Consider the following 24,441-nt stretch of genomic DNA (forward strand, 5'->3'; position numbering starts at 1 on the left):
TGACTATTTACAAATCTCTGTTTCTTTATTGTTTTTTATTCTCTATCAGGTTGCTTTCTTGATAAACTTTCATTATACCAAGCTTATTTGTTTGGCTCAAATATATGCATTACTCTAATACTATGTATTACATAGTATTATTTATTGTCAATTATTAACAAATCAAGAAGGGGGGTATGTGCACTTGCTATTGTTGAACAGTCACGGGTCATCATCACATGTCGATGCAGGCACTTCTGCCACTATTCACCAACCGCTAAAGGCTAATCCCTCTTCCATCAATTTTCATTCCGCTGAGATAGGCGATTGCCACTCCGTAGTTTGTCATGGGCACTTGTTGCAAACGGGCATTGGCAATGCGGCTGAGCACATACTTACGGTTGAACATGCAAGCCCCGCAGTGGATGATTAAATCGTAGTCGGAAAGAGTGTCGGGGAAGTCGGTACCCGAAGCAATGTCCACTTGCAGCTTGGAACCGATACGTTGCCGCAACAGACAAGGCAACTTTACCCTGCCTATATCTTCGCCAAGAGGAGCATGAGTACAAGCTTCGGCAATCAGCACATGCGATTGTTCCGTCAATCGGTCGATGAAAGCCGCGCCTTCGACAAAGTAGTCGATATCACCTTTATATCCGGCAAAGAGCACGGAGAAGGAGGTCAGCAAGCTTTCTGCCGGCTTTTGCCGATAAACGACGGGAAAGGCCTGCGAATCGGTAATAATCAGCTTCGGAGGGCATACAAGCGTTTGCAAGGTGGAAGCAAGTTTATCGGTGGTACAGCTTATCACTATACATTTTTTATCCAACAGTTCGCGCAGCGTCTGCACCTGTGGAAGAATTAGGCGTCCTTTAGGCGCTTGTATATCCTGAGGCATGACCAAAAGAACCACATCTCCCTCTTGCACCAAATCGCCCGTGATATATTCTTCACCAAAATCCTCCGGCATTTTCTTCAGAATGGCCTGAAAAATCTCACTCACGCCGATACCTTCTTTGGCACTAACAATCAGGGGACGTTGACCGCAGTCGCTTTCTATCTGAAGAGCCAACCGGTCAATGTCCGGACGGAGGTCGGCCTTATTCAGAATGAGCACGGTAGGAATATGACGCGCATGCAGCGACTCCAGCCACTGCTTTTCCTCTTCTCCGCCATCTTCGCAAAGCAGCAGGGCAACGTCTGTTTTCTCCACCACTTTCAAAGTTCGCTCCACGCGCATACTTCCCAGTTCGTTTTCATTGTCATCAAAGCCGGGAGTATCGATGAAGAGACATGCACCGAGAGGATTTACCTCCATGGTCTTTGCCACAGGATCGGTCGTTGTGCCCGGCACAGCCGATACCAGCGCAATGTCCTGTCCGGTCAAAGCATTGATCAAACTAGATTTGCCACTGTTGCGCCTTCCGAAAAGCGCAATGTGCAGGCGAGTTGAATGGGGCGTCTGATTCATTTTTTTATTCACTTTTTGTTTCTAAAACCTGAAATCTCTTTTTCCTTGTTCTATCTCTTTCAGGTTTCTTAAAGCTATTTCTCTTACCTTCTCATTGGGGATATGGTTCATCTCTTCCCGAATCAGGCGTATTCCTTTTTCTCTTGTGCCGGGCGATGCGTAATCTTCCATATACTCTTTCAGTGTCATCAACGCGTTGGGTTGGCAGCAATTGGCTATCTGTCCATTTTTCAAGAGTGACATAAAGCGGTCGCCGGTACGCCCTTCACGATAACAGGCGGTGCAGAAGCTGGGGATATGTCCCAATTCGAGTAGCCAGTTCACCACCTCGTCCAATGTACGCCTGTCACTCACATCAAACTGTGACGAGTTTTCCTCTTTTTTCTTTTCAGACACGGCATAACCGCCCACACTGGTACGCGAACCGCCGCTGATTTGCGAAATGCCCAGTTCGAGCACCCTACGGCGTACAACTTCCGACTCACGGGTAGAGATAATCATGCCGGTATAAGGAACTGCTATACGCGTAACGGCCACGATACGGTAGAAGATGTCATCCGATATGGCATCGGGAAAATCTTCCGTCGAGACATCATTTGCCGGACAAATGCGCGGAACGCTGATGGTATGCGGACCTATTCCGAAAGAGGCTTCCAGATGTTCGGCATGCATCAGCAAACCCACAAAATCGTAGCGGTAGGTATTCAGCCCGAACAGCACTCCTATGCCCACATCGTCTATACCTCCCTCCATGGCGCGGTCCATCGCTTCGGTGTGATAAGCATAGTTGCTCTTAGGCCCCGTAGGATGCAACGCCTCGTAATTCGCTTTGTGGTAAGTCTCCTGAAAAAGGATATAGGTGCCGATACCGGCCTCCTTCAGACGGCGGTAGTTTTCCACACCGGTGGCAGCGATGTTCACATTCACCCTGCGGATGGCTCCGTTCTTATGTTTGATGTCATAAATGGTACGGATGGATTCAAGAATGTATTCTATAGGGTTACGCAGCGGGTCCTCTCCCGCTTCCAGCGCCAATCTCTTGTGCCCCATATCCTGCAAGGCGATGACTTCCTGTCTGATTTCTTCCTGTGACAGTCGTTTACGTAGAATGGTGCGGTTCTTAGCATGATAAGGGCAATATACGCAACCATTCACACAATAGTTGGATAGGTAGAGCGGAGCGAACATCACGATACGATTGCCATAGAACTTCTGTTTGATTTCGTTTGCCAAATGAAAGACACGCTCCATCAAATCCGGTTCTCCGCACTCCAGCAATACAGCCGCCTCCCGGTGTGAAAGTCCTCGACACAAGCCGGCCTTCTCAATCAGACGTTCTATCAGTTCGCGATTATTTCGATTTACCCGCGCATATTCCAAAGTCTCCAATATCTCCTGATGATGGATAAACGCCTCGGCTTGCCTTGACTTTACATCAAACTTCGTTTCATATTCTCTCTCCATGTCCTTTATTTGCTATGTTCCACTTTCATAATCTCCTCTCTCCTCCGATACCTCATATCCAATCTTTTTCAGCTGTTCCTTCAGCTCCCGCAAGCCTTCGGCAGACTCCGTCCCCACGGATACCTTGTTATCGTAGAGCGAATAGTCGGCTCGTCGCCCGGATGGAGAGAGGTTAGGCATCACCACGTTAGCTCCTGCCAGTATCCCTCGTTCTCTCCCATCGGGAGTGACCGTTGCCAATGCAGTGGTGGCAGGTATCAATGAGGTGGGCAACAGCAGTCGGAAGATGGAAATCAGTTTGAGGCATAAGCCGATGTCGCCTGACGGGAAAGCGGCAAAAGGTGTGTCATGATGAGGAATAAAAGGGCCAAGGCCTATCATCTCCGGACGAAAACACTCAATGAAGAGAACATCTTCCACCAAATGCTCCACCGTCTGATACGGACTTCCTACCATAACGCCCGTTCCAACCTGATAGCCAATCTCTTTCAGCCAATCCAGGCACTGCAACCGATGAGCAAGCGACATATCGGCGGGATGCAACTTGCCGTAATGCCTGGCATTGCAGGTTTCGTGCCGAAGCAGGTAACGGTCAGCTCCCGCCCGATAAAAGCGCTCATACACTTCTTGTGATTTCTCGCCCAACGAGAGAGTGACGGCACAGTCGGGGAAACGCTGGTGGATAGAGGCCACCACGCTCTCTGTCCATTCATCTTTCACATCAGGCATCTCACCGCCTTGCAATACAAAAGTACGAAAGCCCGACTGGTATCCTTCGTCACAACACTCAAGTATTTCCTCTCGCGTCAGTTCATAGCGGGCTATGCCGGCGTTTGATTTTCGTATTCCGCAATAATAGCAGTTATTGCGGCAATGGTTTGTTATTTCTATCAGTCCACGAATGAAAATCTTATTGCCAAAATGCGTCAAAGCCACCTCACTGGCTTGTTGATGCAAGTAGTCCGTTGTTCCGGCATCCCGGCAAAGCAATAACTGCTTATATTCTTCGGCAGTCAGTGTCCGGCTGCGGTGCAGTTTGTCAACCAAACTCCTCATGATACGGATATTTTGGGGAGGATACCATCAATAAGTCTTTGCCTGTTTGGCCAGTTCCTGCACTAATTTGCGTTTACCGGCCACCACCTCGTTGTGTGCAGACGGTCCGGTAATACACCCTCCTTCGCATGCCATCACCTCGACAAACTGTGCGGCAGCCTTGCCCGATTTGGCATAAGTCCGCAGCATAGCGATATTCTTCTTATCCAGATTAGCCAACTGAATGACTTTGATATCGGCAGCATCTTCCTTCAGATAGGATACTACGGCACCCATCACACCTCCGGCTTGTGCAAAGCCATGTGCTTCGCGCACCGAGGTAAATGCCATTGGATAGGGCTTGGCTTCTTCGGGACGGATGTCCAGACCGGCTAAGACTGAAGCTATTTCCTCAAAGGTCATGACAAAATCCACCGCTTCGTCCCGTTGGGCTTCTTTACGTTTAGCTAGACACGGACCAATGAATACCACTTTTGCATCAGGATGTTTCTTTTTCGCGATACGTGAGGCATAGTACATCGGTGACCCAGTATCCGATACATAAGGCTTCATTGCCGGAATATGCTTGTTCACCAACTCAATGTACGACGGACAGCAAGAGGTGGTCATAAATGCCTGGCCTTCTTCCAGCTTCTCTACCAGTTCGCAGGCTTCATTGCTCACAGTGTCCATGGCCCCTTGAGCCACTTCGACGATATCGGCGAAACCTACCTCTTTCAACGCGCCATACACTTGTTCAACGGGGACATCGAACTGTCCTAAAACAGAAGGTGCCACAATGGCTACCAACTCTTCGCCTCTACGGATGCGATGCAACACATCGAACACTTGCGATATCTCGAAGATAGCACCGAACGGGCAAGCGTTGAGACATTTTCCGCAATAGATGCACTTGTTCTCGTCAATGTGCTCTATCCCTTCTTCATCCTTACTGATGGCCTTTACCGGACAAGCCTCTTCGCAAGGTACGGGAATATAGACAATGGCATGATAAGGACAGCTTTTATGACAAATGCCACAACTGATACATACATCGTGGTCGATACGTGCCTGACTGTTCTCTTTCAGATGGACCGCATTCTTAGGGCAATTCGTCATACAGCTTCGGGCTATACATCCGCGGCAAAGATTTGTTATTTCGTAGTTTATCTGCACACAAGCCGAACAGGCTTCATCTATCACGCACATGATGCGCTCCTTCGGACTGCCGTTTTCTGCCCTATGCAGCGCACGGGCAGCATATTCCGACAACGGAGTAAGCTCATCCGTCTCGTCCTCCATGTCCAGCCCCAACAGCGGCAACGATTTATATTTCCATACTGCCCGTTCTTTGTGTATGCAACAGCGTCCTGCATGTTTCGACTTTTTCGGAGTCAACTCAATAGGCAAACGGTCTATTTTCTCTACGAGTTCGTTATTTTTCCACAGGCTCACCAGCTCTTTCAGCAATCTGTGGCGCACAATCATAGTGTTGTTGGTAAATGCCATAATATTTGTAAGGTTCAGAATTAGTCAGTAACGTTTGCAAAGATAGTATTTTTAGAATAATAAGCACAGTCCACAGTTCACTCTTCATAAAAAACAGATATCTTACTCGTTTGCGGAATTAATATTCTGGGTCTGTGTTGAATCGTGTAGGCAACATATAATGAGAATCCGGAAAAAGTAGTACATTTGCATTCATGGATACAAACATGCTATTCTCTATCGGTTTCAATTTGTCTTTTCCATGGAAAGTAATTAAGAGTGAGTTCCGTTATTGCTCACATATCCATCTCTTGGAAAAGCCTATAGTCTCAAGGAGGGCCTCGTTGATAGAGCCAGGTTTTATTTTCTAAGGGTTAAAATATACAGAACAACATGAATCAAGATACTATTTGTGCCATAGCCACCGCCCAAGGAGGCGCCATAGGTTGCATCCGCGTCTCCGGACCGAAAGCAATAGAAATCACTTCGTTCATCTTCACCCCTGCCGCCACCAAGAAGATATTGGAAGAAAGCAAACCATACACACTCACCTTCGGTCGCATTCACGAAGAAGAAACAATCATCGATGAGGTACTGGTCGGTTTGTTTCGTGCCCCACATTCATACACCGGAGAAGATTCCACCGAAATCACCTGCCACGGTTCCGGCTATATCTTGCAAAAGATACTGCAACTACTCATCAAAAACGGTTGCCGCATGGCACAACCCGGAGAATATACCCAACGCGCATTCCTCAATGGGAAAATGGATTTAAGTCAGGCAGAGGCTGTAGCCGACCTGATAGCTTCCTCTTCTGCCTCAACCCATCGTCTTGCCATGAATCAGATGCGAGGAGGTTTCAGTAAAGAGCTTACAGCTTTGCGTAATCAGCTACTGCATTTCACCTCCCTCATCGAACTGGAGCTGGACTTCAGCGACCACGAAGAGCTGGAGTTTGCCGATCGATCCGAACTCTGCCAACTGGCCGACGGTATCAAAAATGTTATTTCGCGTCTGGTACACTCATTCAGTGTAGGGAATGCCATAAAAAACGGCATTCCCGTAGCCATAATCGGTGAAACAAATGCCGGCAAGTCCACACTACTAAACACTCTGTTAAATGAAGAAAAAGCAATTGTCAGCGATATCCATGGAACGACCCGCGATGTAATAGAAGATATAGTCAACATTGGTGGCATCACTTTCCGTTTCATTGATACAGCCGGCATCCGAGAGACCAATGATCCCATTGAAAGTATCGGCATTGAACGTACCTTTCAAAAATTAGAGCAAGCAGAAATCGTTCTCTGGATGATTGATGTAACTGACACAACACTTCAGACATCACAGATATCCCGACAGATACTCTCCCGCTGCGAAGAGAAACAGCTTATTCTTGTATTTAACAAGACCGACTTGGCAGAGAACCCTTCCTGCATATCTTCTACCCTCTCCTTTCCGGAGAAGATACAGTCCGTCGCAATTTCCGCCAAAAGGCAAATCAACATTGATGCCCTGAAGCAGATGTTGGTTGCTATCGCCAATCTGCCAACCGTAACTCAGAGCGATGTCATTGTCACGAACTTCCGTCATTATGAAGCCCTTACTCATGCCCTTGAAGCCATCCAACGAGTTCAGCAAGGTCTGACCGATAATCTTTCCGGAGATTTTATCTCACAAGATATCCGAGAGTGTATCTTCCATTTGAACGACATTGCAGGAGAAATCACAAATGACATGGTACTTAAGAATATATTTGAGAAATTTTGCATCGGCAAATGATGGCTTGTAAACAGCCATAAGCAACCATAGCCATTTAGAATAAAGTCGCTGAAATCCAGCGACTTTTATTTTTATGCCCATTCCTATCAATTCTGACAGACTGCCGATTTTCAGCATCTTTTACCCCAGTTCGGGATAATCCTTTTTGTTAAATATAAGTTTTAGTGTCTTCGGCTAGGTACACAAGAAGCTCTCCGTTCATGGGACATGGACGGTTATGCTGAAAATGTTTTCTTATTAAAAATGCGTTGCGCTTAAAAAAGGCTCAACTGTTTGGTGTTCTCGATGGTGTATCCACCAAGGGCTTTGGGTTTGTTCCCAAAGAAGCAGTATGCTCCCAATGCGGAAATGATATTCATGATGAAATTCGCAAGGGCCCTGTGGCGTGAATGCACTAATTGCGCAGTGTTTTTCAGCATGTCGTTGATGGTTTCAATGATGTGTCTTTTGCGCAGCATCATCCTGTCATAAAAAGGCATCAGTTTGTTCTTCATGTTCACCCTTAGCCCAGTGACCAGTTGTATGCCATCCTCGAAAAGGAAGTCAAAGAGCTTTTTCGAGATGTAGTCTTTGTCGGCAAAGAGCTTGCCGTACAGTCGTTTAGCCAACACCTCAAACACATTTGGATCCTTGTCGCTGACATTTGCGCCAGTGAGGACAAACGCAATAATCTCGCCTCTGTCATTGCAAGCCAGATGGAGTTTGAATCCATGGCACCAGCCCATGGTTCCCTTGCCATCATCCGTTGCAATGCCCTTGAACACCTTGTTGGCATACCGCCTAAGATTGTGGCACACGGGTATCATGGTGGAGTCCACAAATGTAATGCCCGTGCATCTGCCGAATACTTGGAGGTTCAGGAAGAACATCAGGGGGAAGAACACACGGCTCTCGAGTTCCACGAAACGGTTGTAAGACACCGCGTCAGGGAAAAACGACTTCAACATACCCTTGATGAAGAACAGATAATAGTGTTTGAAGTTGCGGAACGAACCGAAATGGAAATAGAGCAGAATGGTCATGATTTCGCTGTCAGACATGGATGCCTTGCGTCTTCTGCGCTTCACTCCGGCCTCACCCAAAAGCAGTTTTCCCGCATTTTCTGACTTAAATTGTTTGCAGAAATCATCAATAACACAAAATAAAGCAGTAACTTTGTAATCGGTAGTCTTAATCATGATGTTTGTAGCTAATTGATTATCACTTATAAAGGTACAAAATCTTGATTAGACTACCAACTTTTTCTCTTACTATTTTTCGACTTTCTTATCCCGAACTGGGGTAAATCAATAAATCATTTTTTAAGAAACTGTTTAAAAATTATTCGTAATATTTATTAAGCATGATTTTACAGAAAGCTAACTGCACCATCACCACAGCTGTTTCCGCATAGTACTCGTAGTCAATAGTAAGCCTTCTAAAATTCTCAAGCCATGCAAAACTTCTTTCCACAATCCAGCGTTTGGGTAAAACATGAAATTTCGATGGGCATTCATCAGGTCGTAAAACAACCTCTAATTCCCATCCAAATTTATCTATTATCCAATCAGCAAGGCCTCCCCTATATCCTCCATCAGCGAGGATTTTAACCAAACATGGAAATTTGAATGCAAGTTTATCAATAACTTGCAGGGCACCCTTGCTATCATGAATATTAGCTTCATGAACTGCAATTGACATTGGAAGTCCAAGAGTATCAACGATTACATGCAGTCTTCTCCCTTTAATCTTTTTGTTGCCATCAATGCCTCTATCAGAATCAACATGATGAGAAGTCTTTACACTTCTGGAGTCTATAATTCCTAAACTTGGACTTTCATTCTTTCCTAGTTGTTTGCGCACATTCGCATGAATGATGCCTAGTAAATCTTCAATTACACCTTCATTTTTCCATTTATTGAAATAGTAGTATACACTCTGCCAAGGTGCAAAATTACTAGGGAGCATATGCCATTGACAGCCTGTTTTGAGCAAGTAGAGAATAGCATCAAAAATACCACGAATAGAATATTTCCTTCTTCTCTTGTGTGTATTTACTATTTTTTTTATAAATTGCCACTGTTTATCAGTGAGGTTGGTTGAATATTGTTCCATAACTTAATGCCTTTGCAACCATAAAGTTATAAATAATATATCAATCAACCAACTGATATTCAATATAATAAACGTATATATAGTAATTATCTTAATTCATTTTTAAACAGCTTCTAAATATATCATAATGAAATCAATCAAGGAATTATATCGCATCGGTACCGGTCCGTCCAGCAGCCACACCATGGGACCTCGTAAGGCTGCTGAAATTTTTCTGAGCAAGCATCCGGAAGCAACCTCATTTAAAGTAACCTTGTATGGTAGCCTTGCAGCTACAGGCAAAGGACACATGACAAATGTTGCTATCACTGAAACACTGCAATCGGCAGCACCGGTTGAGATTATTTGGGAACCTAAAATATTTCTTCCTTTCCACCCCAATGGTATGAAGTTCGTATCTTTGGATAATGAAGGAAAGGAAACAGATCAATGGACTGTCTTCAGTGTTGGTGGCGGTGCTTTGGCAGAAGAGAGTGAGGGGGCCTCATCCATAAATACTCCGGATGTATATGAAATGTCCAAAATGACTGAGATTCTTCAGTGGTGCGGACGTACGGGAAAGAACTATTGGGAATATGTCAAGGAGTGCGAAGAAAGTGATATTTGGGATTATCTGCGAGAAGTGTGGAAGACCATGCAGGCTGCTGTGAAACGCGGATTGGAGCAAGAAGGAGTATTGCCCGGCTCGCTGAATTTGCGTCGAAAAGCGTCTACCTATTATATACGCGCCAGTGGATACAAGCAGTCACTTCAATCACGTGGACTGGTGTTTTCCTACGCATTGGCTGTAAGTGAAGAGAATGCATCAGGAGGTATTATTGTCACTGCGCCGACTTGCGGATCATGTGGTGTAGTTCCGGCCGTACTTTATCATCTGGCAAAAAGCCGTGACTTCAGCGACATACGCATATTGCGCGCTCTTGCTACAGCCGGATTGGTAGGAAATATTGTAAAAACCAATGCTTCTATATCGGGGGCTGAAGCCGGATGCCAGGCAGAAGTGGGTGTAGCATGCTCCATGGCTTCGGCTGCTGCCAATCAATTGTTCGGAGGAAGTCCGTCGCAAATAGAGTATGCTGCGGAAATGGGTTTGGAACATCATTTAGGAATGACGTGCGACCCTGTGTGTGGTCTGGTACAAATTCCGTGTATCGAACGCAATGCCTACGCCGCCGCACGTGCTTTGGATGCCAACCTCTACTCTTCGTTTACCGATGGCATGCATCGTGTGTCGTTCGACAAGGTAGTGGCTGTGATGAAAGAAACCGGCAATGATTTGCCCTCACCATACAAGGAGACTAGCGAAGGAGGCCTGGCAAAGGATTATAATCCAATGTAAAAGAAATACTACTAAAATATCTTCTAAGAAAATAGGGTAGATTCCAATAGCAAATGCAAATTTATATGAGTAAGTTGTAAAACTCTTGTTTTGGTGTAGAGAAATTAAGTTTTGATGTGCTGCAGCCTGTGCCGACAACTCTTGTAGAGTTCGCTTCCGCAGGAACGGTCGAAGTGGATGTAGCTGTAAATGGTTTCGACGCAGACGCACGCTTTTCCCTTACGCAGCATCCATTCCCGGATTTGCTCGGGCGACCATTGCTCATTAACTATGAATGCGATGATTTCTTTCGCATCTCGAGACTGAATTTACGATGTTTGCGCATCTGTCGTTTACGTTCATCGCACTGCTTTTGGGCAACGCCGTAATGGTAATGGTGCCGTCCTTGGTTACGTTTTAACCTGAGTTCGGGATAAGCCAGGCTGTTAATCCCATCTTTGTCCAGTTCTCTGGTAGGGACATGACACATCTGCCATCCAAACTCCTTGGATGTCTCTCAGAAGCAACCTGCAAAAAGGTTGTTGGTTCGACAGACAACTTACCGTATAACGGCAAGCCGTCCATCAACATTCTCAATGCAGTAGTCAATGTTGATGGACGGTTTCTTTTCGAAGAAGCTGTAAGCTGCCAAAACGGAAAGGACGTTCATGGCAAAGTTGAACACGCTGCGATGTCGCGAGTGCACAAGTTGGGCTACGTTTTTAAGCTCGTCGTTGATGGTCTCAATGACAGACCTTTTGCGCAGCAGTATCTTGTCATATAGTGGCATGAGTTTGTTTTTCATGTTACACTTCAGGCCCGTTACCATTTCGACACCATCGTTGAAAAGCCTTTCAAACAATCCCTGAGATATGTATCCCTTGTCTGCGAACAATTTCCCAAACACGTTGTCTATCAATCTGTTGAACACATCAGGGTTTCTGTCGTCAACATTCGCCTTAGTGAGCATGAAATTGAGCAACTCGCCTCGCTCATTGCATATGAGGTGTAGCTTGAAGCCGAAATACCACCCCATGGTGTTCTTGCCCACCTCAGCATAACCACGAAACACCTTGTTCCTTTTTATGAGTTTGTTGTGGCATACAGGGACGCACGTGCTGTCAATGAAGCTTATGCCCGTGCACCTCCCAAAACAAAACAGTTGGAGGAACAGCATCATCTCAACCGCAACTCTGGATTCAAGCTCAACAAAGCGGTTGTATGAAAGCTGACTTGGGAACAAATCACGCAAGTACACCTTGACATAAAAGAGGTAATAATGCTTGAAATTGCGGAAAGTGTTGAAGTGGAAACAGATGAGAATTGTCATGATCTCGGCACGGCTCATGCTCCATTGGCACTTACGGTGCTTGCGTCCGTCTGCCTCACAAATGGCCATACGGGATCTCTCTCTTTGTCATATTCCTGGCAAAAATCATCGATAATACAGAAAATTCCAGTAATTTTGTTCTTGGTAATCTCCATAACTATAGTCTCCTTTGAATTTATAATTAATTGATTTACAACAATAAAGGTACTAGAAATTATTGAGATTACCAACTTTTAAGCAACGTTTCTTATCCCGAACTCAGGTTATTAACTCGCGGTAAACAGTGCTGTAATGCACATTTATCGTATCTGCAACACGGCTTTTAAACTTTGATTTATGTGCATAATCCCCCTTACCCATATCTGTATGATGTGGGTGCAAATATGATTATTGATAATCAATCTGTTATGTATATTTCAAAACTAAATTTATTTCATTTTTGAGCTAAAAGATGTAGCACTTTGGTTAAGTTTAGCGATAATTCTCTGACGATTTCAGCCGTTCCTTTGATTTTGTCAGCGACTTTCTTCCTTTTGTTTTTCCAGATAGCCAATATTGCCAACATCATTCTCTGGATTGTATCAAGGGTTCTGGCCGCTCTTCCGGTTTTACGCTTTATGCTGTCCTGCCGTAGGTTGTAGTCCAAGTCCCAGTGCATACTCTCAATCGACCAGTGTTGCCTGGTTATCAGGCCTAATTGTTTGGCTGTACCGTCAAGGCTTGAGATGTAAAGTCTCTGTTCGGACGCACAGTGACCGCCGGATTTCTTTTCCGCACTTGTAAGCATCTCTATGACAGTCAGCCTTCCGTTCCATTTCTCCCGGTCTGCGATAAGTCCTTCCCCACGGTATATGCGACAGATTCTCAATTCAATCCTGCCATGCTCAAGACTGGGGCCTTCCGTGTAAACATCTGACGGTGTGGCTGTCTTGATTTTATCCTCAAGTACGTAACGCAGGGATTTTTGGTTTGCTTTAAGCTCGATGACAAAGTCTCCTCCCTTTTCCCTGATCTTGTCTATGATTGATTTCTGGAAAGACATTGCATCAGCGGTGACGATGCAGCCGGAGATCTCTATTTTATCCACTAATCTGGGAACCGATTTAATCTCGTTGCTCTTCTTCTCGCATGCATCCGTAGCGAGAGTAATCCCGGAATTGAGTGAATAGGCTGATACTATATCCGGATTACGTCCGTTTTCATGCACGGTGCCTCTCATGGCTTTACCGTCCACACAAATAATCTCAGCCTCCTTGTTGGGGAGTTCCTTGCGGAAGGAATCGACGAACGCGGACATACGACAAGCCATCGCTTCATCATCTATGCTTTTGAACACACGACATAGCGTGGCCTCTGACGGCAAGCCGCCCAGCAGGATACCCATTGAGTGAAAGCGTTTCAAATATCGTTTGCCAAACCCGATTATCTCGGCTCTGGTGATACACTTGCTGAGCCTGCCCAATATGACAAGCATAAGTATGTCTTCAAGTTTATGCTTGAAATTGCCTTTCCCGGTTCTACGGTATTCAGGTACTGAAGTTACGAACTCCCTCAGATGTTTCATGGTGCTGCCACTCGGACAGCCAAAGTGTTTCTTTTTTACTATTATTAAATGCAAATACTTGTATATCAGATAAATAATGACTATTTTTGCTGCTGCAAAAATCAAGGTGGAAGACAAAATAGACATCACGTCGCTCTTGAAATCCGCCTATTAAAAAATCTTTTATATGATTAAAAAGAAACACCGAAGACGGTGCTTCGGCATCGTTATGTGCGAAAATAACGCTGTTTCCCGGAACTACAAGTGTTTTTAAATGAAAAAGCCGTGTATGTGCAATGTCTTTACCGACATTCTCTTTTTCAGCAATACAAAAATAGGTAAGCTTTCGAATAAATACACATTACCCCCCTTAGGGTTTGATTGTAGTTTTGTACTCGCGAAAACAATCAAACCCTAATTGTTATGAACAGATCCAAATTTGAAGAATTGGAATTGCAGGTTCAACAAAGCGCCCTGCCATTGAAGTTGTACCTGCAACAGGCAGGTGTAAGTTATTCAACCTATCATTACTGGCGTAAAAAATGTGCCGCAGAAACAGACAGTCTGAAACAGGAGTTGGCTCCCATCAGTTTCAAGCGCCCCACTGCAGAACTGACCTTGGGTGAACAGGTGCCGCATGGTGTAGCCCTGCTTTTCCCCCCAACGGTCTCCGTGCCCACTTCGGGAGCGGATCCGAGAAGCTGTTGATGGAACTGCTAACCCATAGTCTCGAAGATGCCCATGTTTAGCCTGAACGATACGATGCGCTACTTTCTGTGTCCCGGCAGGACAGATATGCGCAAGGGCATCAGTTCGCTGTGCGGACTGGTGCATGAGAAGATGAAGAGCGAAGTGAGGAACGGTGACGTGTTCATCTTTGTCGGGTCCAGCCTCAATCTCATGAAACTGCTTCATGCGGAAGACGGCGGCATGGTGATGTACGTCAAACGGCTGGAGGCAGGTCGCTTCAAACTGCCGGAATACGATCCCGAATCAAACAGCTATCCCATGGAATGGCGTGACCTGGTAATGATGGTTGAAGGCATTCAGGAGAATCCGCAGCAGAGGCTCCGGCGACTTAGGGCCGAGCGTAAAGAGTACCATGTATAACCTGTTTTTCTGAAACAAAAGTAGTGTTCCTATTGTGCAATCCGCTAATATTTAGTATCTTTACATCTATAAAAAGAGACAGACAATGGATGAAAAAGATACATTACTCAAGACGATAGAAGGGCTGAATACCTCTGTTGCTTCATTGTCTGCCATCAACAAAAAACAGGCAGAGCAGAATGAAAAGCTGCAGGAACGTATCAAAGAGTTGACGGCTCAGGTCGCATGGCTGAACCGCCAGCTCTTTGGCCGTAAAGCAGAAAAGCTTCCTGTCTACGACCCCAACATGCCGGATCTCTTTGCGGATGAATTTGCCGGCCTGCAGCGAAAGGCCGAAGAAAAGCGTGACGAAGCGGTGGAGAAGATGGAAAAGGAGTCCGCCGAGGAGAAGAGACAGAAGCGGCAGAACCGAAAAATGATGGAAGATCTGCCTGTACTCGAAACCGAAGTGATTGAGCCGGATGGCGTGGACCTTTCCCTGTACCGCAGAATAGGCGAAGAGGTAACCCGTGTTGTCAAACACAAACCGGGAATGCTCTATGTAAAGGAAATCATCCGTCCCAAATATGCGCTCAAGGACAACACGCGTCTTCCACCCGGGGGACAGAAAGGTGTGGAGATGGCTCCCATGCCGCTGATGCCCGTTGACAAGTGCATCGCCGACACCAGCCTGCTTGCCGAAATCCTCCTCCAGAAATACGAGTATCACGTTCCGTTCTACCGTCAGATACAGCAGTATCGCCACCTTGGCATGAAAGGACTGACGGAAAGCACGCTGGACGGATGGTTCAAGAAAACGGTAGAACTGCTGAAACCGCTGTACGAAGCGCTAAAGCAGGAAGTCTTTTCCTGTGACTATGTGCAGGCGGATGAAACCACCGTTCCGGTCATCAACAAGGAAAAGCACAGGGCCGACAAGGAATACCTCTGGATGGTCAGGTCGGTCCTAGAAAAACTGGTCATCTTCCATTACGACGGGGGATCGCGGGCCGGAGCGGTCATCGAATCCCTGGCTAATCAGCACCACTTCAAGGGTTACCTCCAATGCGACGGTTTTGCGGGTTATGAAACAGCCTTCAAGACCAACCCCGGTGTGCACCTGGTCAACTGTCTGGTACATATCCGCCGGCATTTTGAACAGGCGCTTGATGAAAATAGGGAAATGGCCGAATATGGGCTTACGCAGATACAGAAAGTCTATCAGATAGAGCATGGCTGCAATGACGCAGGCTTGTCGTATGAAGAACGCAAGAACAAGCGTCAGGAACTGGCCCGTCCCATCCTGGAAGCCATGAAGGCATGGATGGAAGCGGAAGGTATCAAGTACAGCCCCAGGTCACAGGCCGGCAAAGCCATCACATATACCTATACCCGATGGAACAATATGATGCGGTGCCTGGAAGACGGACGTCTGCTATGGGACAACAACCTGGCGGAAAATGTCATCCGCCCCATCACACTGGGACGAAAGAATTACCTCTTCTGCGGCAACCACGAGGCGGCCGTCAATATGTCTGTAATCTGTTCCCTGCTGGCTACTTGCAAAGCACACGATGTGAATCCGAGGGATTATCTGAATGACATCATTGCCCGAATGCCCTATCATAAGAAGGCCACACATGAGGAACTCATAAAGCTGCTTCCGCATCAATGGAAGTTGCAACATCCGGAGAGTGTGTTGACCAAACAGGCAACAGAATCCAGTAACTGACCCCCAGCTGCAAAATATAGGTTCAACAAAACAATAGCGACTGCAACTATTTGGTTTATAGTGACAGTCGCTATTGTTGTATAGAAAGGTTCAAAACCTGTAGTGCTTCGAATGCTTACAAAAATAGTGTATCTTTCCTCTAAAAAGAAAAATCTCCATCTATTATATATCCATATTTAGTCGTCCCTTAAAAACTATATTTCAGCGTGAAGTTTGTAAAAGCGAACTTCACGCTGAAATATAGTTTTTAAGGGACGACTAGTTACTTAACCGAAAACCACATCGCTGTAAAGCAGCGTCCAATTTATTGGTGTTATACGTCAGGGCTTCATTCAGGTCGAAGATGCGACGGTTATACTTGCGCATATCCTGCACGGTCTTCTCCGGCACAAAACTTCCCCGAATCAGATGCTTCAACAGACACTCCGCTATCCATTGGGCATCTTTCACATCACTCTTGCGACCGGGAAGCTGCTTAAAAAATAAGGATTTACCAATTTGAGCGACATGCTATCGCACAAGGCATTCCACACCGGAACCCAATAGGTCGAGGTGCTTTCCATTGCCGCCTCTGTCACCCCATGAGGAACCATATCCGAACACATAAGTTGCAAATCCGGAGTCAATGTGCCATAAACATTTGCAAAAATAACGGTCTCTGCAGTGTCCAACACACAGAGATAAACTGTATCTTGTGCACATTGAGGCCGGCCACGATTCTGTCTTTGTCCATATTTGAGATTTTTTAGTTACACTCTTTAAATATAGGACATTCGTAACAATTAAACAAAGCATGAAGCTGAGTTTGTGGGCCGGCCTCGGTTTTTATTACGCCGGTATAGAAAAACTCGATTTTTCTATATAATTTTGTGCTGAGGTTAATTGATGATATTGTCATATGACAATACAAAGTTGATTAATCTCGGGGAGATTTCGGTCTCCCTTTTCTCTTTTTTTGTATTGCTACTGAAATCTTTTGTCTCGTCGGGGCTTTCAGCCCCTTGCCGACAGCGTTCCCCGAGTGTTTTTCATAGTCATCTTATAATAACAGAGAATATTTGCACTTCTTAGTGGGAATTATCTAGTTCATGAAATGAAGTTTACCTCAAAAATCATGAGCTATTCATTTTTTAGATATCAATATGGAAAAAATTACTCATTTCCTTCTTCGGTTGTTTCCTCAAAATCTGTCATGCCGCTTGCTACTAACAGATTATACCAAGAAATCAATTTTTTAATATCCGAAAGATATACTCGGTCACGGTCAAAATCCGGCAATACTTCAGCCAAATAGCCACGCAACTCATCAGCGGTGGCCTTTTTCAAGTCCATTGTCACAACAGCGCCGTTTTCTTTTTTCTTCATGGAAAGTAGAACCTCTTTCAAGGGAATATCTTCTGTATCTGTATACATGGCAATATCACCTAAAGAAATTATCTTCTCATTGCTGTAAGCAGGAAAACGTTTCTTATCAATAAGTGATTCTACAATTAACATTTTTTTCCCTTGAGAAATGAGTTTATACAATCCGGGTTTACCGGAAATAGACAAAATAGTCTTCAACATAGTATATTCAATTTTTATTATTAGTAGTTTTTTTTGGGTGGCAAAGATAATGCAAGCCGAAGACAATACAAAATAAGCCTGCTTATTTTTATGGTTAAGGATAACAGCTATTTTTCAGAGGTGCAATCTGTTGTTTCGTACAATGACTTAATCAAATTCAGAATCTGTGAAATTAAAGGAGTATTATCGTCATTTGTAATCACGAAGTCGGCATATTCACGTTTCTTCTCATCATCCATCTGACTTTGAATGCGCTTTTCTATTAATTCGCGCGAAGAAACATCTCGCCGGATTGCGCGCGAAATACGCAACTCTTCAGGGGCATAAATCATCACTATCAAGTCTACTTCATTGGTAAAACCCGCTTCAATCAAGATGGCAGACTCAATGCCTACTATCTTGGCATTGCTATGATGATGTACCCACTGTATGAAATTCTCTCTCACACAGGGATGGACAATGTCATTAATAATCCGGGCATGTTCCGGATCGGCGAATAAATAAGATGCAAGTAACTGTTTGTTCAGCGTACTGCCGCAGTAGATTTCCTTGCCAAGCAAAGCTTGTAGTTTCTTACGAATGAAAGAATCAGAACACATAAGCCGCTTTGCCTCTACATCCGATATATATACCGGAACACCCATTACTTGCAGTAAATGAGAGACCATGCTCTTCCCACTACCGATGCCGCCGGTGATACCGATTTTAATTGCCATATGCAGAAGGAACTTGCTCTATTAGAAAATCTACTTGTGCCGGATTACAACGTATCTGACTTACACCTTTTGGCAGATTCTTGATTCTCACCGTATACTTATCGGAACCTAAATGTAATAGTTCCTCATACGATATATAAATATGAAAATCTTCGGCTGTAATTTGTCTGAAACGAGTTAAGCCAATATGAAAAGTAACTTGTACTTTCGAGGGAAAAGTGCGGAGTACTTTATCTGCCGGAAAATTGACTCCACGTAGTGGTACCTCCACTGTTTTTTCCGTATAAATATCGACCGGTAGTCTCATTTCAACAGAAGCCGGGACAAACTTCACTCCTTTCTGGATGCGCAAAGGCACCCGACTTTTTAAGCTATCTGATATATTTTCCAGTTTTAGGCGCTGTGTATAAGCTGTTGTAATTGTGTCTAATACAGCTTCAGGAGCATATGCCAATACAGAGTCGGGATAGAATATAGTATCTGAAAGATAATATTCACGCCCGGCACTTACCGTACCATTCAATCTTACCGGCACCAATTTGGATGCTCCCATTGAGTAGATATATTCCAATGTATCGGGTTTTAGTGAAAGCAAACGGGTAGATGCGTTCAGCTGATTCAGCACTATCTTTTCAAACTGCGAGACAGATATTCTTACTTGATTATCTCCTCCTTTATAATCGGCATAATCAAGAGTGATAGGATAAAAACTCTTCCCTAACATATAATTGAAAAGTACTGTTCCCTTGTCCTTTACCTTGATATGAACTTCGGAAACCGGTTCAGAGGTTATTACGACATTATTTGGAACCCCTTTCAAACGTACCGGAATAGAGAAAGTCGTTTCATAATCATTGTTCAAGGTCTGCAATAACCAAAATCCACCTGCTACAAGAAAGAAGAATAAAAAAATGAAGAATTCTCTGCTTTTATCACTAAGCAGAAAATTCTTCACTTTCTTCGTTATCTTCAGATATATATGTCCTATATTTCTGCATTCGAACATAGGCTTACGCTCTTATTATTTAGAAGCCTGATTGCTGTTTGCATCGGCAGCTGCGGCAAAAATAGAATTCTTGTCTATACGAACCTTTACGTTAGAAGCTATTTCAAGCGTCACATCATTATCATTGATTTCTTTGATAACTCCATGAATACCACCGGCAGTGATTACCTTTTGGTTCACTTGAAGCGATTTGCGGAAGTTTGCTATCTCCTTTTGCTTCTTGTTTTGGGGACGAATCATAAAGAAATACATGATAACGAACATGGCTATCAGCATAATCCACATTAAACTTCCACTGCCCGGAGCGGAAGCGGGAACTTGCAGAAAAAATACGGTCATAATATTCATAAATACTCAATTTTTGATTTTGTTTTTTATTATTTAAACAAAGGTATTAGTTTTTTGTCAACTTACCTTCTTTTTTCAATTGATTAACTATTCCATCTAATGTTCCATTAACAAAACTTCCACTTTTGGCTGTACTATATAATTTTGCAATGTCTACATATTCATTTAATGAAACACTTATCGGTATATTGGGAAAACTCAAAATCTCAGCTAATGCACATTGCATGATGATAACGTCCATAAAAGCTACACGTTCCAAATCCCAATTGCGAATGTTTTCGCTAATCAAATGGCGATAGTAATCGCAATTCAAGATAGTTCGACGGAACAAACGCCGTGCAAATTCCTGATCTTCATCATCCTTGAATTCAGGCAGCAATGCTTGCCCGGCTCCGTTCTTTTCATCAAAACGCTTGATGGTCTTCAACACGAAAGTATCTACAATTTCCTTATCATCATTCCAATAGAGACTTTGATCTTCGAGGAGTGCATCTAAATCGTTATTATTGAAGATAAATGCTTTATATAGCTTTCTCCACAACTCCCGATCATTTTCGTAAGAATCATCAGACGAAACCATGTACTCTTTATAGATATCAGATTGTAGAATTTTCTCGTACAATCCTTTGACAAAATCCTCGTCGTTGCCCCAAGTGCGTTTTTGAGTAGTGATGAATTCTGTTAACTGTTTGTTTACTTCCAATTGTGAAATGAATTTGTTTTCTACAAATTTCATGTTAGGATACAATTCTTCGGTTGTAGGAGCTAATTTGGCTTTAGCTGCATCAATACGTTTTTGTGCATAGTTCGTCAGAGCTATCATCAGCATCAGCAGATAATTATATAAGTCGTATGCCTTTGAGAGACTAAAGAACAACTCTTTCTCCGCTGAGTCTAAATTTTTACTGCCGTTCTGATAGTAAGCATATACAATTTGTATAATCTTAAGACGAATAAGAACTCTGTTGATCATAATTATATAGTAAATTCTTTAAATTGAAGTGCAAAAGTAGATATTTTAAATGAGTTTACACAAACAAATCACATTTTTTAATGCAGAAGTTGATTATCCCATATTTTTCTTTTGATGATTGAAAAAAAAACATCAATTTTGAAGCCGGTAAAAGATATCGGATAAAAATCCGAACGGTCTTTGTTACTCATTATCCATAAGACCGATGATTAAAGAAATATATCCCAATAATAGAGACTTATTAAATTATGGAAGACATTAAGAAGAAAAACGCATCGGACATGAACGAAAAGGAGATTATATTCTCTCAATCCATCAAAGCTGGTAAACGTATCTACTATTTAGACGTTAAAAAGAACAGAAAAGACGAATTGTTTCTTGCTATTACGGAGAGCAAGAAAGTCGTAATGGGAGAAGGAGACGATTCACAAGTAAACTACGAAAAACATAAAATCTTTTTATATAAAGAAGATTTTGAAAAGTTCTTGAACGGGCTTCAACAATCCATTGATTTCATTCAAGGGCAACAAGGTTGTTATACAAGATCTGCCGCAGAAGAGAATCCTGAAGAGTATGCCCCCAAAGCAGAATCTACAAAAGCAACATCTTCTTTGGAAGAGGAAATAAAAATAGATATTGATTTTTAAACCATAATCTTTTGATAATTCAAAAAGATGCTGTACTTTTGCACCGCTTTTTTGCGGCATTGTGTGATAAAAACACATCGTGTAATGGTGAATTAAGCAAAATAAAGAACTACTTAATTTAGAGTAACACAAAAAATAAAAAAATGAGATCAATTGAAGTAAAAGGAACTGCAAGAACCATTGCAGAACGTTCGTCTGAACAAGCGAGAGCCTTGAAAGCTATTCGTAAAAACAATGATGTACCTTGCGTACTTTATGGTGGCAGGGAAAACATTCACTTCACGGTACCGGCAGAAGGTTTGCGCAATTTGGTATATACTCCCCATATTTACGTAGTAGATTTAATTATTGATGGCAAGAAAGTAAATGCCATCATGAAAGATATCCAATTCCATCCGGTAAAGGATACTATCCTGCATGTTGACTTCTATCAAATTGACGAAACTAAACCTATTGTTATGGAAGTTCCGGTACAGATGGAGGGTCTGGCAGAAGGTGTTAAGGCCGGTGGTAAACTGGTACTCCAGATACGTAAGCTCAAAGTTAAGGCTCTCTATAACGCAATTCCCGAGAAATTGATTATCAATGTTTCTCATTTGGGATTGGGCAAGACTGTTAAAGTTGGTGAATTGAAATACGAAGGCCTGGAATTGTTGACGGCAAAAGAAGCTGTGGTATGTGCCGTTAAGCTGACTCGTGCTGCAAGAGGTGCCGCTGCCGCAGCAGGCAACTGATTCCTCTTCTGAAGAATATTATTGGGAACGCGGATTAACGCAGCCATAACGCAGATTCATCGACAATCCGCGGATAACTGTGATAATCCGCGTTCCTTTTTTACATAAATAACCAATAAATGAAATACTTAATTGTTGGATTAGGTAATATCGGATCCGAGTATCACGAGACTAGGCACAACATAGGATTCATGGTAGTAGATGCTTTAGCCAAATCCTCGAACACTAATTTCATTGATGGACGCTATGGTTTCACGGCTCAGCTATCACTTAAAGGACGGCAATTGCTATTATTGAAACCCTCTACCTATATGAATCTCAGCGGTAATGCCGTACGCTATTGGATGCAAAAGGAAAACATTCTTTTGGAAAATGTATTGATAGTGGTAGATGACCTAGCTTTGCCTTTCGGAACATTACGCCTGAAAGGAAAAGGAAGCGATGCCGGACATAATGGTTTGAAGCATATTGCAGCAACATTGGGGACTGAAAACTATGCTCGTTTGCGCTTTGGTATCGGCAATGATTTCCCGCGTGGAGGACAGGTGGATTATGTATTGGGAAATTTCACAAATGATGATTGGGAGGTTATGGACGAAAGATTGAAAACTGCCGGAGAAATTATTAAAAGTTTCTGTCTGGCAGGTATCAGTATCACCATGAATCAATATAATAAGAAATGAGTGAAGCCAGAATTGATAAATGGATGTGGGCAGTGCGCATCTTCAAGACACGCACCATTGCTGCCGAAGCTTGTAAAAAAGGGCGCATCAGCATAAATGGTGCTTTAGCTAAAGCATCCCGCACGGTGAAGCCGGGAGATGTTATTCAAGTACGGAAGCCTCCTGTCACTTATTCCTTCAAGGTGCTGCAAACTATCGAGAAGCGCGTGGGAGCCAAGCTTGTTGCCGAAGCCATGGAAAACGTAACCTCCCCCGAACAGTATGAATTGCTGGAGTTGAGTCGGGTCAGTGGTTTTGTCAATCGAGCTAAGGGAACCGGACGGCCTACAAAGAAAGACCGACGTAATTTGGAAGAGTTTACTACGTTAGAAGTTATCGATGACTTTGACTTCGACTTTGACTTTGAAGAATGAAGTCGTAATGGTATACAGATTTTTATGAATGATAAAGTTATTAAATGGGGATTTATAGGTTGCGGAGAAGTGACCAAATATAAAAGTGGACCCGCATTCCAAAAAATAAAAAACTCCGAAGTCGTAGCCGTCATGAGCCGAAATGGAGAGAAGGCCAAAACTTACGCTAAAGAAAGAGGAATTCCTAAATGGTACGATGATGCTCAAGAATTAATCAATGATGAAGAGGTAAATGCGATATACATTGCTACTCCTCCTTCATCGCACGCTACTTATGCCATCATGGCCATGAAAGCCGGAAAGCCCGTATATATAGAGAAACCGATGGCTGTTACTTACGAGGAATGCTGTCGCATAAATCGCATCTCTAAAGAGATGGGAGTACCATGCTTTGTAGCCTATTATCGCCGCTATCTTCCCTATTTCCAGAAAGTAAAATCATTGGTGGACGAAGGAGCTATTGGCAACATTATTAATATACAAATCCGTTTTGCCCAGCCACCTCGCGATTTGGACTATAATAAAGAGAACCTGCCTTGGCGTGTACAGCCCGATATTGCCGGAGGAGGTTATTTCTATGACCTTGCCCCCCACCAGATAGATTTATTGCAAGAAATGTTCGGCTGCATACTTGAAGCCAGTGGTTATAAAAGTAATCGCGGTGGCTTGTATCTTGCTGAAGACACTATTAGTGCATGCTTCCAATTTGACAATGGGTTAGTAGGCAGCGGCTCCTGGTGTTTTGTGGCTCATGATTCTGCCCGTGAAGATCGTGTGGAGGTTATTGGTGATAAAGGGAGAATCTGTTTTTCCATGTTCACTTATGATCCTATTGCGCTACATACAGAAGGAGGCCGTGAAGAGATTATGATAGAGAATCCCACTTATGTTCAACAACCACTCATTCAGGCTGTAGTCGATCATCTGCTTGGTAAGTCTGTCTGCAACAGTGATGGAGAAAGTGCTACACTAACCAATTGGGTGATGGATAAAATATTGGGCAAGTTGTAGAACTTATCGAAGATGAGAT

General features: G+C 43.6%; 22 protein-coding genes and 2 pseudogenes. 10 read left to right on the forward strand and 14 right to left on the reverse strand.

The window, feature by feature from the left end; all coding sequences use genetic code 11:
* Positions 1-256: 256 nt before the first annotated feature.
* From hydF to C4H11_RS02310, 4 genes are read right to left on the reverse strand one after another with little or no spacing between them, the layout of a single operon-like run.
* Positions 257-1,450: a [FeFe] hydrogenase H-cluster maturation GTPase HydF gene (hydF, locus tag C4H11_RS02295; protein ID WP_106040323.1), complete on the reverse strand. Its 1,194-nt coding sequence runs from the start codon at positions 1,448-1,450 to the stop codon at positions 257-259.
* Positions 1,451-1,471: 21 nt separating this feature from the next.
* Entirely contained in the window at positions 1,472-2,914 is a 1,443-nt protein-coding gene (gene hydG, locus C4H11_RS02300) for a [FeFe] hydrogenase H-cluster radical SAM maturase HydG (protein ID WP_106040324.1), read from the reverse strand.
* 12 nt (positions 2,915-2,926) lie between these two features.
* Entirely contained in the window at positions 2,927-3,970 is a 1,044-nt protein-coding gene (hydE, locus tag C4H11_RS02305) for a [FeFe] hydrogenase H-cluster radical SAM maturase HydE (RefSeq protein ID WP_106040325.1), read from the reverse strand.
* Between the two features lie 27 nt (positions 3,971-3,997).
* Positions 3,998-5,458, reverse strand: a complete 1,461-nt coding sequence (locus tag C4H11_RS02310) for a monomeric [FeFe] hydrogenase (RefSeq protein WP_106040326.1) — start codon at positions 5,456-5,458, stop codon at positions 3,998-4,000.
* A gap of 372 nt (positions 5,459-5,830) precedes the next feature.
* On the opposite strand from C4H11_RS02310, the gene mnmE reads away from it, so the two are divergent.
* Positions 5,831-7,219 carry a tRNA uridine-5-carboxymethylaminomethyl(34) synthesis GTPase MnmE gene (gene mnmE / locus C4H11_RS02315; protein ID WP_106040327.1) on the forward strand — a complete coding sequence of 463 codons (1,389 nt, stop codon included), beginning with the start codon at positions 5,831-5,833 and terminating at the stop codon, positions 7,217-7,219.
* A 254-nt stretch (positions 7,220-7,473) separates the two neighbouring features.
* On the opposite strand, the gene C4H11_RS02325 is transcribed toward mnmE, so the two are convergent.
* Together C4H11_RS02325 and C4H11_RS02330 are read right to left on the reverse strand one after the other, a co-directional pair.
* Positions 7,474-8,397: an IS982 family transposase gene (locus C4H11_RS02325; RefSeq protein ID WP_106040329.1), complete on the reverse strand. Its 924-nt coding sequence runs from the start codon at positions 8,395-8,397 to the stop codon at positions 7,474-7,476.
* A 142-nt stretch (positions 8,398-8,539) separates the two neighbouring features.
* A complete protein-coding gene (locus C4H11_RS02330; protein ID WP_106040330.1) occupies positions 8,540-9,313 on the reverse strand; it encodes an IS5 family transposase in 774 nt (257 codons plus the stop codon).
* 127 nt (positions 9,314-9,440) lie between these two features.
* Here C4H11_RS02330 and C4H11_RS02335 point away from each other — a divergent pair, with 127 nt between their 5' ends.
* The gene (locus tag C4H11_RS02335; protein ID WP_106040331.1) at positions 9,441-10,652 is read left to right on the forward strand and encodes an L-serine ammonia-lyase; all 1,212 of its coding nucleotides are present in this window, start codon (positions 9,441-9,443) and stop codon (positions 10,650-10,652) included.
* Between the two features lie 538 nt (positions 10,653-11,190).
* On the opposite strand, the pseudogene C4H11_RS02340 reads toward C4H11_RS02335, so the two are convergent.
* A pseudogene (locus C4H11_RS02340) lies at positions 11,191-12,116 on the reverse strand (IS982 family transposase).
* A gap of 278 nt (positions 12,117-12,394) precedes the next feature.
* Positions 12,395-13,525: an ISAs1 family transposase gene (locus C4H11_RS02345; RefSeq protein WP_106043039.1), complete on the reverse strand. Its 1,131-nt coding sequence runs from the start codon at positions 13,523-13,525 to the stop codon at positions 12,395-12,397.
* A gap of 402 nt (positions 13,526-13,927) precedes the next feature.
* Here C4H11_RS02345 and tnpA point away from each other — a divergent pair, with 402 nt between their 5' ends.
* The 3 genes from tnpA (at position 13,928) to tnpC (ending at position 16,325) form a co-directional block, all read left to right on the forward strand.
* On the forward strand, positions 13,928-14,212 hold the full coding sequence (gene tnpA, locus C4H11_RS02350) for an IS66 family insertion sequence element accessory protein TnpA (RefSeq protein ID WP_234819855.1): 285 nt from the start codon (positions 13,928-13,930) through the stop codon (positions 14,210-14,212).
* A gap of 27 nt (positions 14,213-14,239) precedes the next feature.
* Positions 14,240-14,614 (forward strand): IS66 family insertion sequence element accessory protein TnpB, encoded by a 375-nt coding sequence (tnpB, locus tag C4H11_RS02355; RefSeq protein ID WP_234819856.1) that lies wholly within the window; start codon positions 14,240-14,242, stop codon positions 14,612-14,614.
* 85 nt (positions 14,615-14,699) lie between these two features.
* Positions 14,700-16,325, forward strand: coding sequence for an IS66 family transposase (gene tnpC / locus C4H11_RS02360; RefSeq protein WP_106040332.1), 1,626 nt, complete (start codon positions 14,700-14,702; stop codon positions 16,323-16,325).
* 261 nt (positions 16,326-16,586) lie between these two features.
* On the opposite strand, the pseudogene C4H11_RS14680 reads toward tnpC, so the two are convergent.
* The 6 genes and pseudogenes from C4H11_RS14680 to nusB form a co-directional block, all read right to left on the reverse strand.
* Positions 16,587-17,058: pseudogene (locus C4H11_RS14680) on the reverse strand (IS110 family transposase); the annotation flags it as partial.
* Positions 17,059-17,477: 419 nt separating this feature from the next.
* Entirely contained in the window at positions 17,478-17,891 is a 414-nt protein-coding gene (locus C4H11_RS02370) for a DUF5606 family protein (RefSeq protein WP_106040333.1), read from the reverse strand.
* A gap of 107 nt (positions 17,892-17,998) precedes the next feature.
* Complete coding sequence (coaE, locus tag C4H11_RS02375) at positions 17,999-18,607, reverse strand: dephospho-CoA kinase (RefSeq protein WP_106040334.1); 609 nt, start codon at positions 18,605-18,607, stop codon at positions 17,999-18,001.
* On the reverse strand, positions 18,597-19,613 hold the full coding sequence (locus C4H11_RS02380; protein WP_106040335.1) for a CdaR family protein: 1,017 nt from the start codon (positions 19,611-19,613) through the stop codon (positions 18,597-18,599). The genes coaE and C4H11_RS02380 overlap by 11 nt, the downstream gene beginning before the upstream one ends.
* Positions 19,614-19,628: 15 nt before the next feature.
* A complete protein-coding gene (gene yajC, locus C4H11_RS02385) occupies positions 19,629-19,961 on the reverse strand; it encodes a preprotein translocase subunit YajC (RefSeq protein ID WP_106040336.1) in 333 nt (110 codons plus the stop codon).
* A gap of 46 nt (positions 19,962-20,007) precedes the next feature.
* The gene (nusB, locus tag C4H11_RS02390) at positions 20,008-20,934 is read right to left on the reverse strand and encodes a transcription antitermination factor NusB (protein ID WP_106040337.1); all 927 of its coding nucleotides are present in this window, start codon (positions 20,932-20,934) and stop codon (positions 20,008-20,010) included.
* A 248-nt stretch (positions 20,935-21,182) separates the two neighbouring features.
* Between nusB and C4H11_RS02395 the strand changes: the two genes are divergently transcribed.
* From C4H11_RS02395 to C4H11_RS02415, 5 genes are all read left to right on the forward strand, one after another.
* Positions 21,183-21,581, forward strand: a complete 399-nt coding sequence (locus C4H11_RS02395; RefSeq protein WP_106040338.1) for a PUR family DNA/RNA-binding protein — start codon at positions 21,183-21,185, stop codon at positions 21,579-21,581.
* A 143-nt stretch (positions 21,582-21,724) separates the two neighbouring features.
* The gene (locus C4H11_RS02400; RefSeq protein WP_106040339.1) at positions 21,725-22,315 is read left to right on the forward strand and encodes a 50S ribosomal protein L25/general stress protein Ctc; all 591 of its coding nucleotides are present in this window, start codon (positions 21,725-21,727) and stop codon (positions 22,313-22,315) included.
* A 119-nt stretch (positions 22,316-22,434) separates the two neighbouring features.
* Positions 22,435-22,998: an aminoacyl-tRNA hydrolase gene (gene pth / locus C4H11_RS02405; protein WP_106040340.1), complete on the forward strand. Its 564-nt coding sequence runs from the start codon at positions 22,435-22,437 to the stop codon at positions 22,996-22,998.
* Positions 22,995-23,411, forward strand: coding sequence for an RNA-binding S4 domain-containing protein (locus C4H11_RS02410; protein ID WP_106040341.1), 417 nt, complete (start codon positions 22,995-22,997; stop codon positions 23,409-23,411). Before pth ends, C4H11_RS02410 begins: the two co-directional genes overlap by 4 nt.
* A 24-nt stretch (positions 23,412-23,435) precedes the next feature.
* Positions 23,436-24,422, forward strand: coding sequence for a Gfo/Idh/MocA family protein (locus C4H11_RS02415; protein WP_106040342.1), 987 nt, complete (start codon positions 23,436-23,438; stop codon positions 24,420-24,422).
* Positions 24,423-24,441 lie beyond the last annotated feature (19 nt).

Source organism: Bacteroides zoogleoformans (genome assembly GCF_002998435.1).
Classification (GTDB): domain Bacteria; phylum Bacteroidota; class Bacteroidia; order Bacteroidales; family Bacteroidaceae; genus Bacteroides; species Bacteroides zoogleoformans.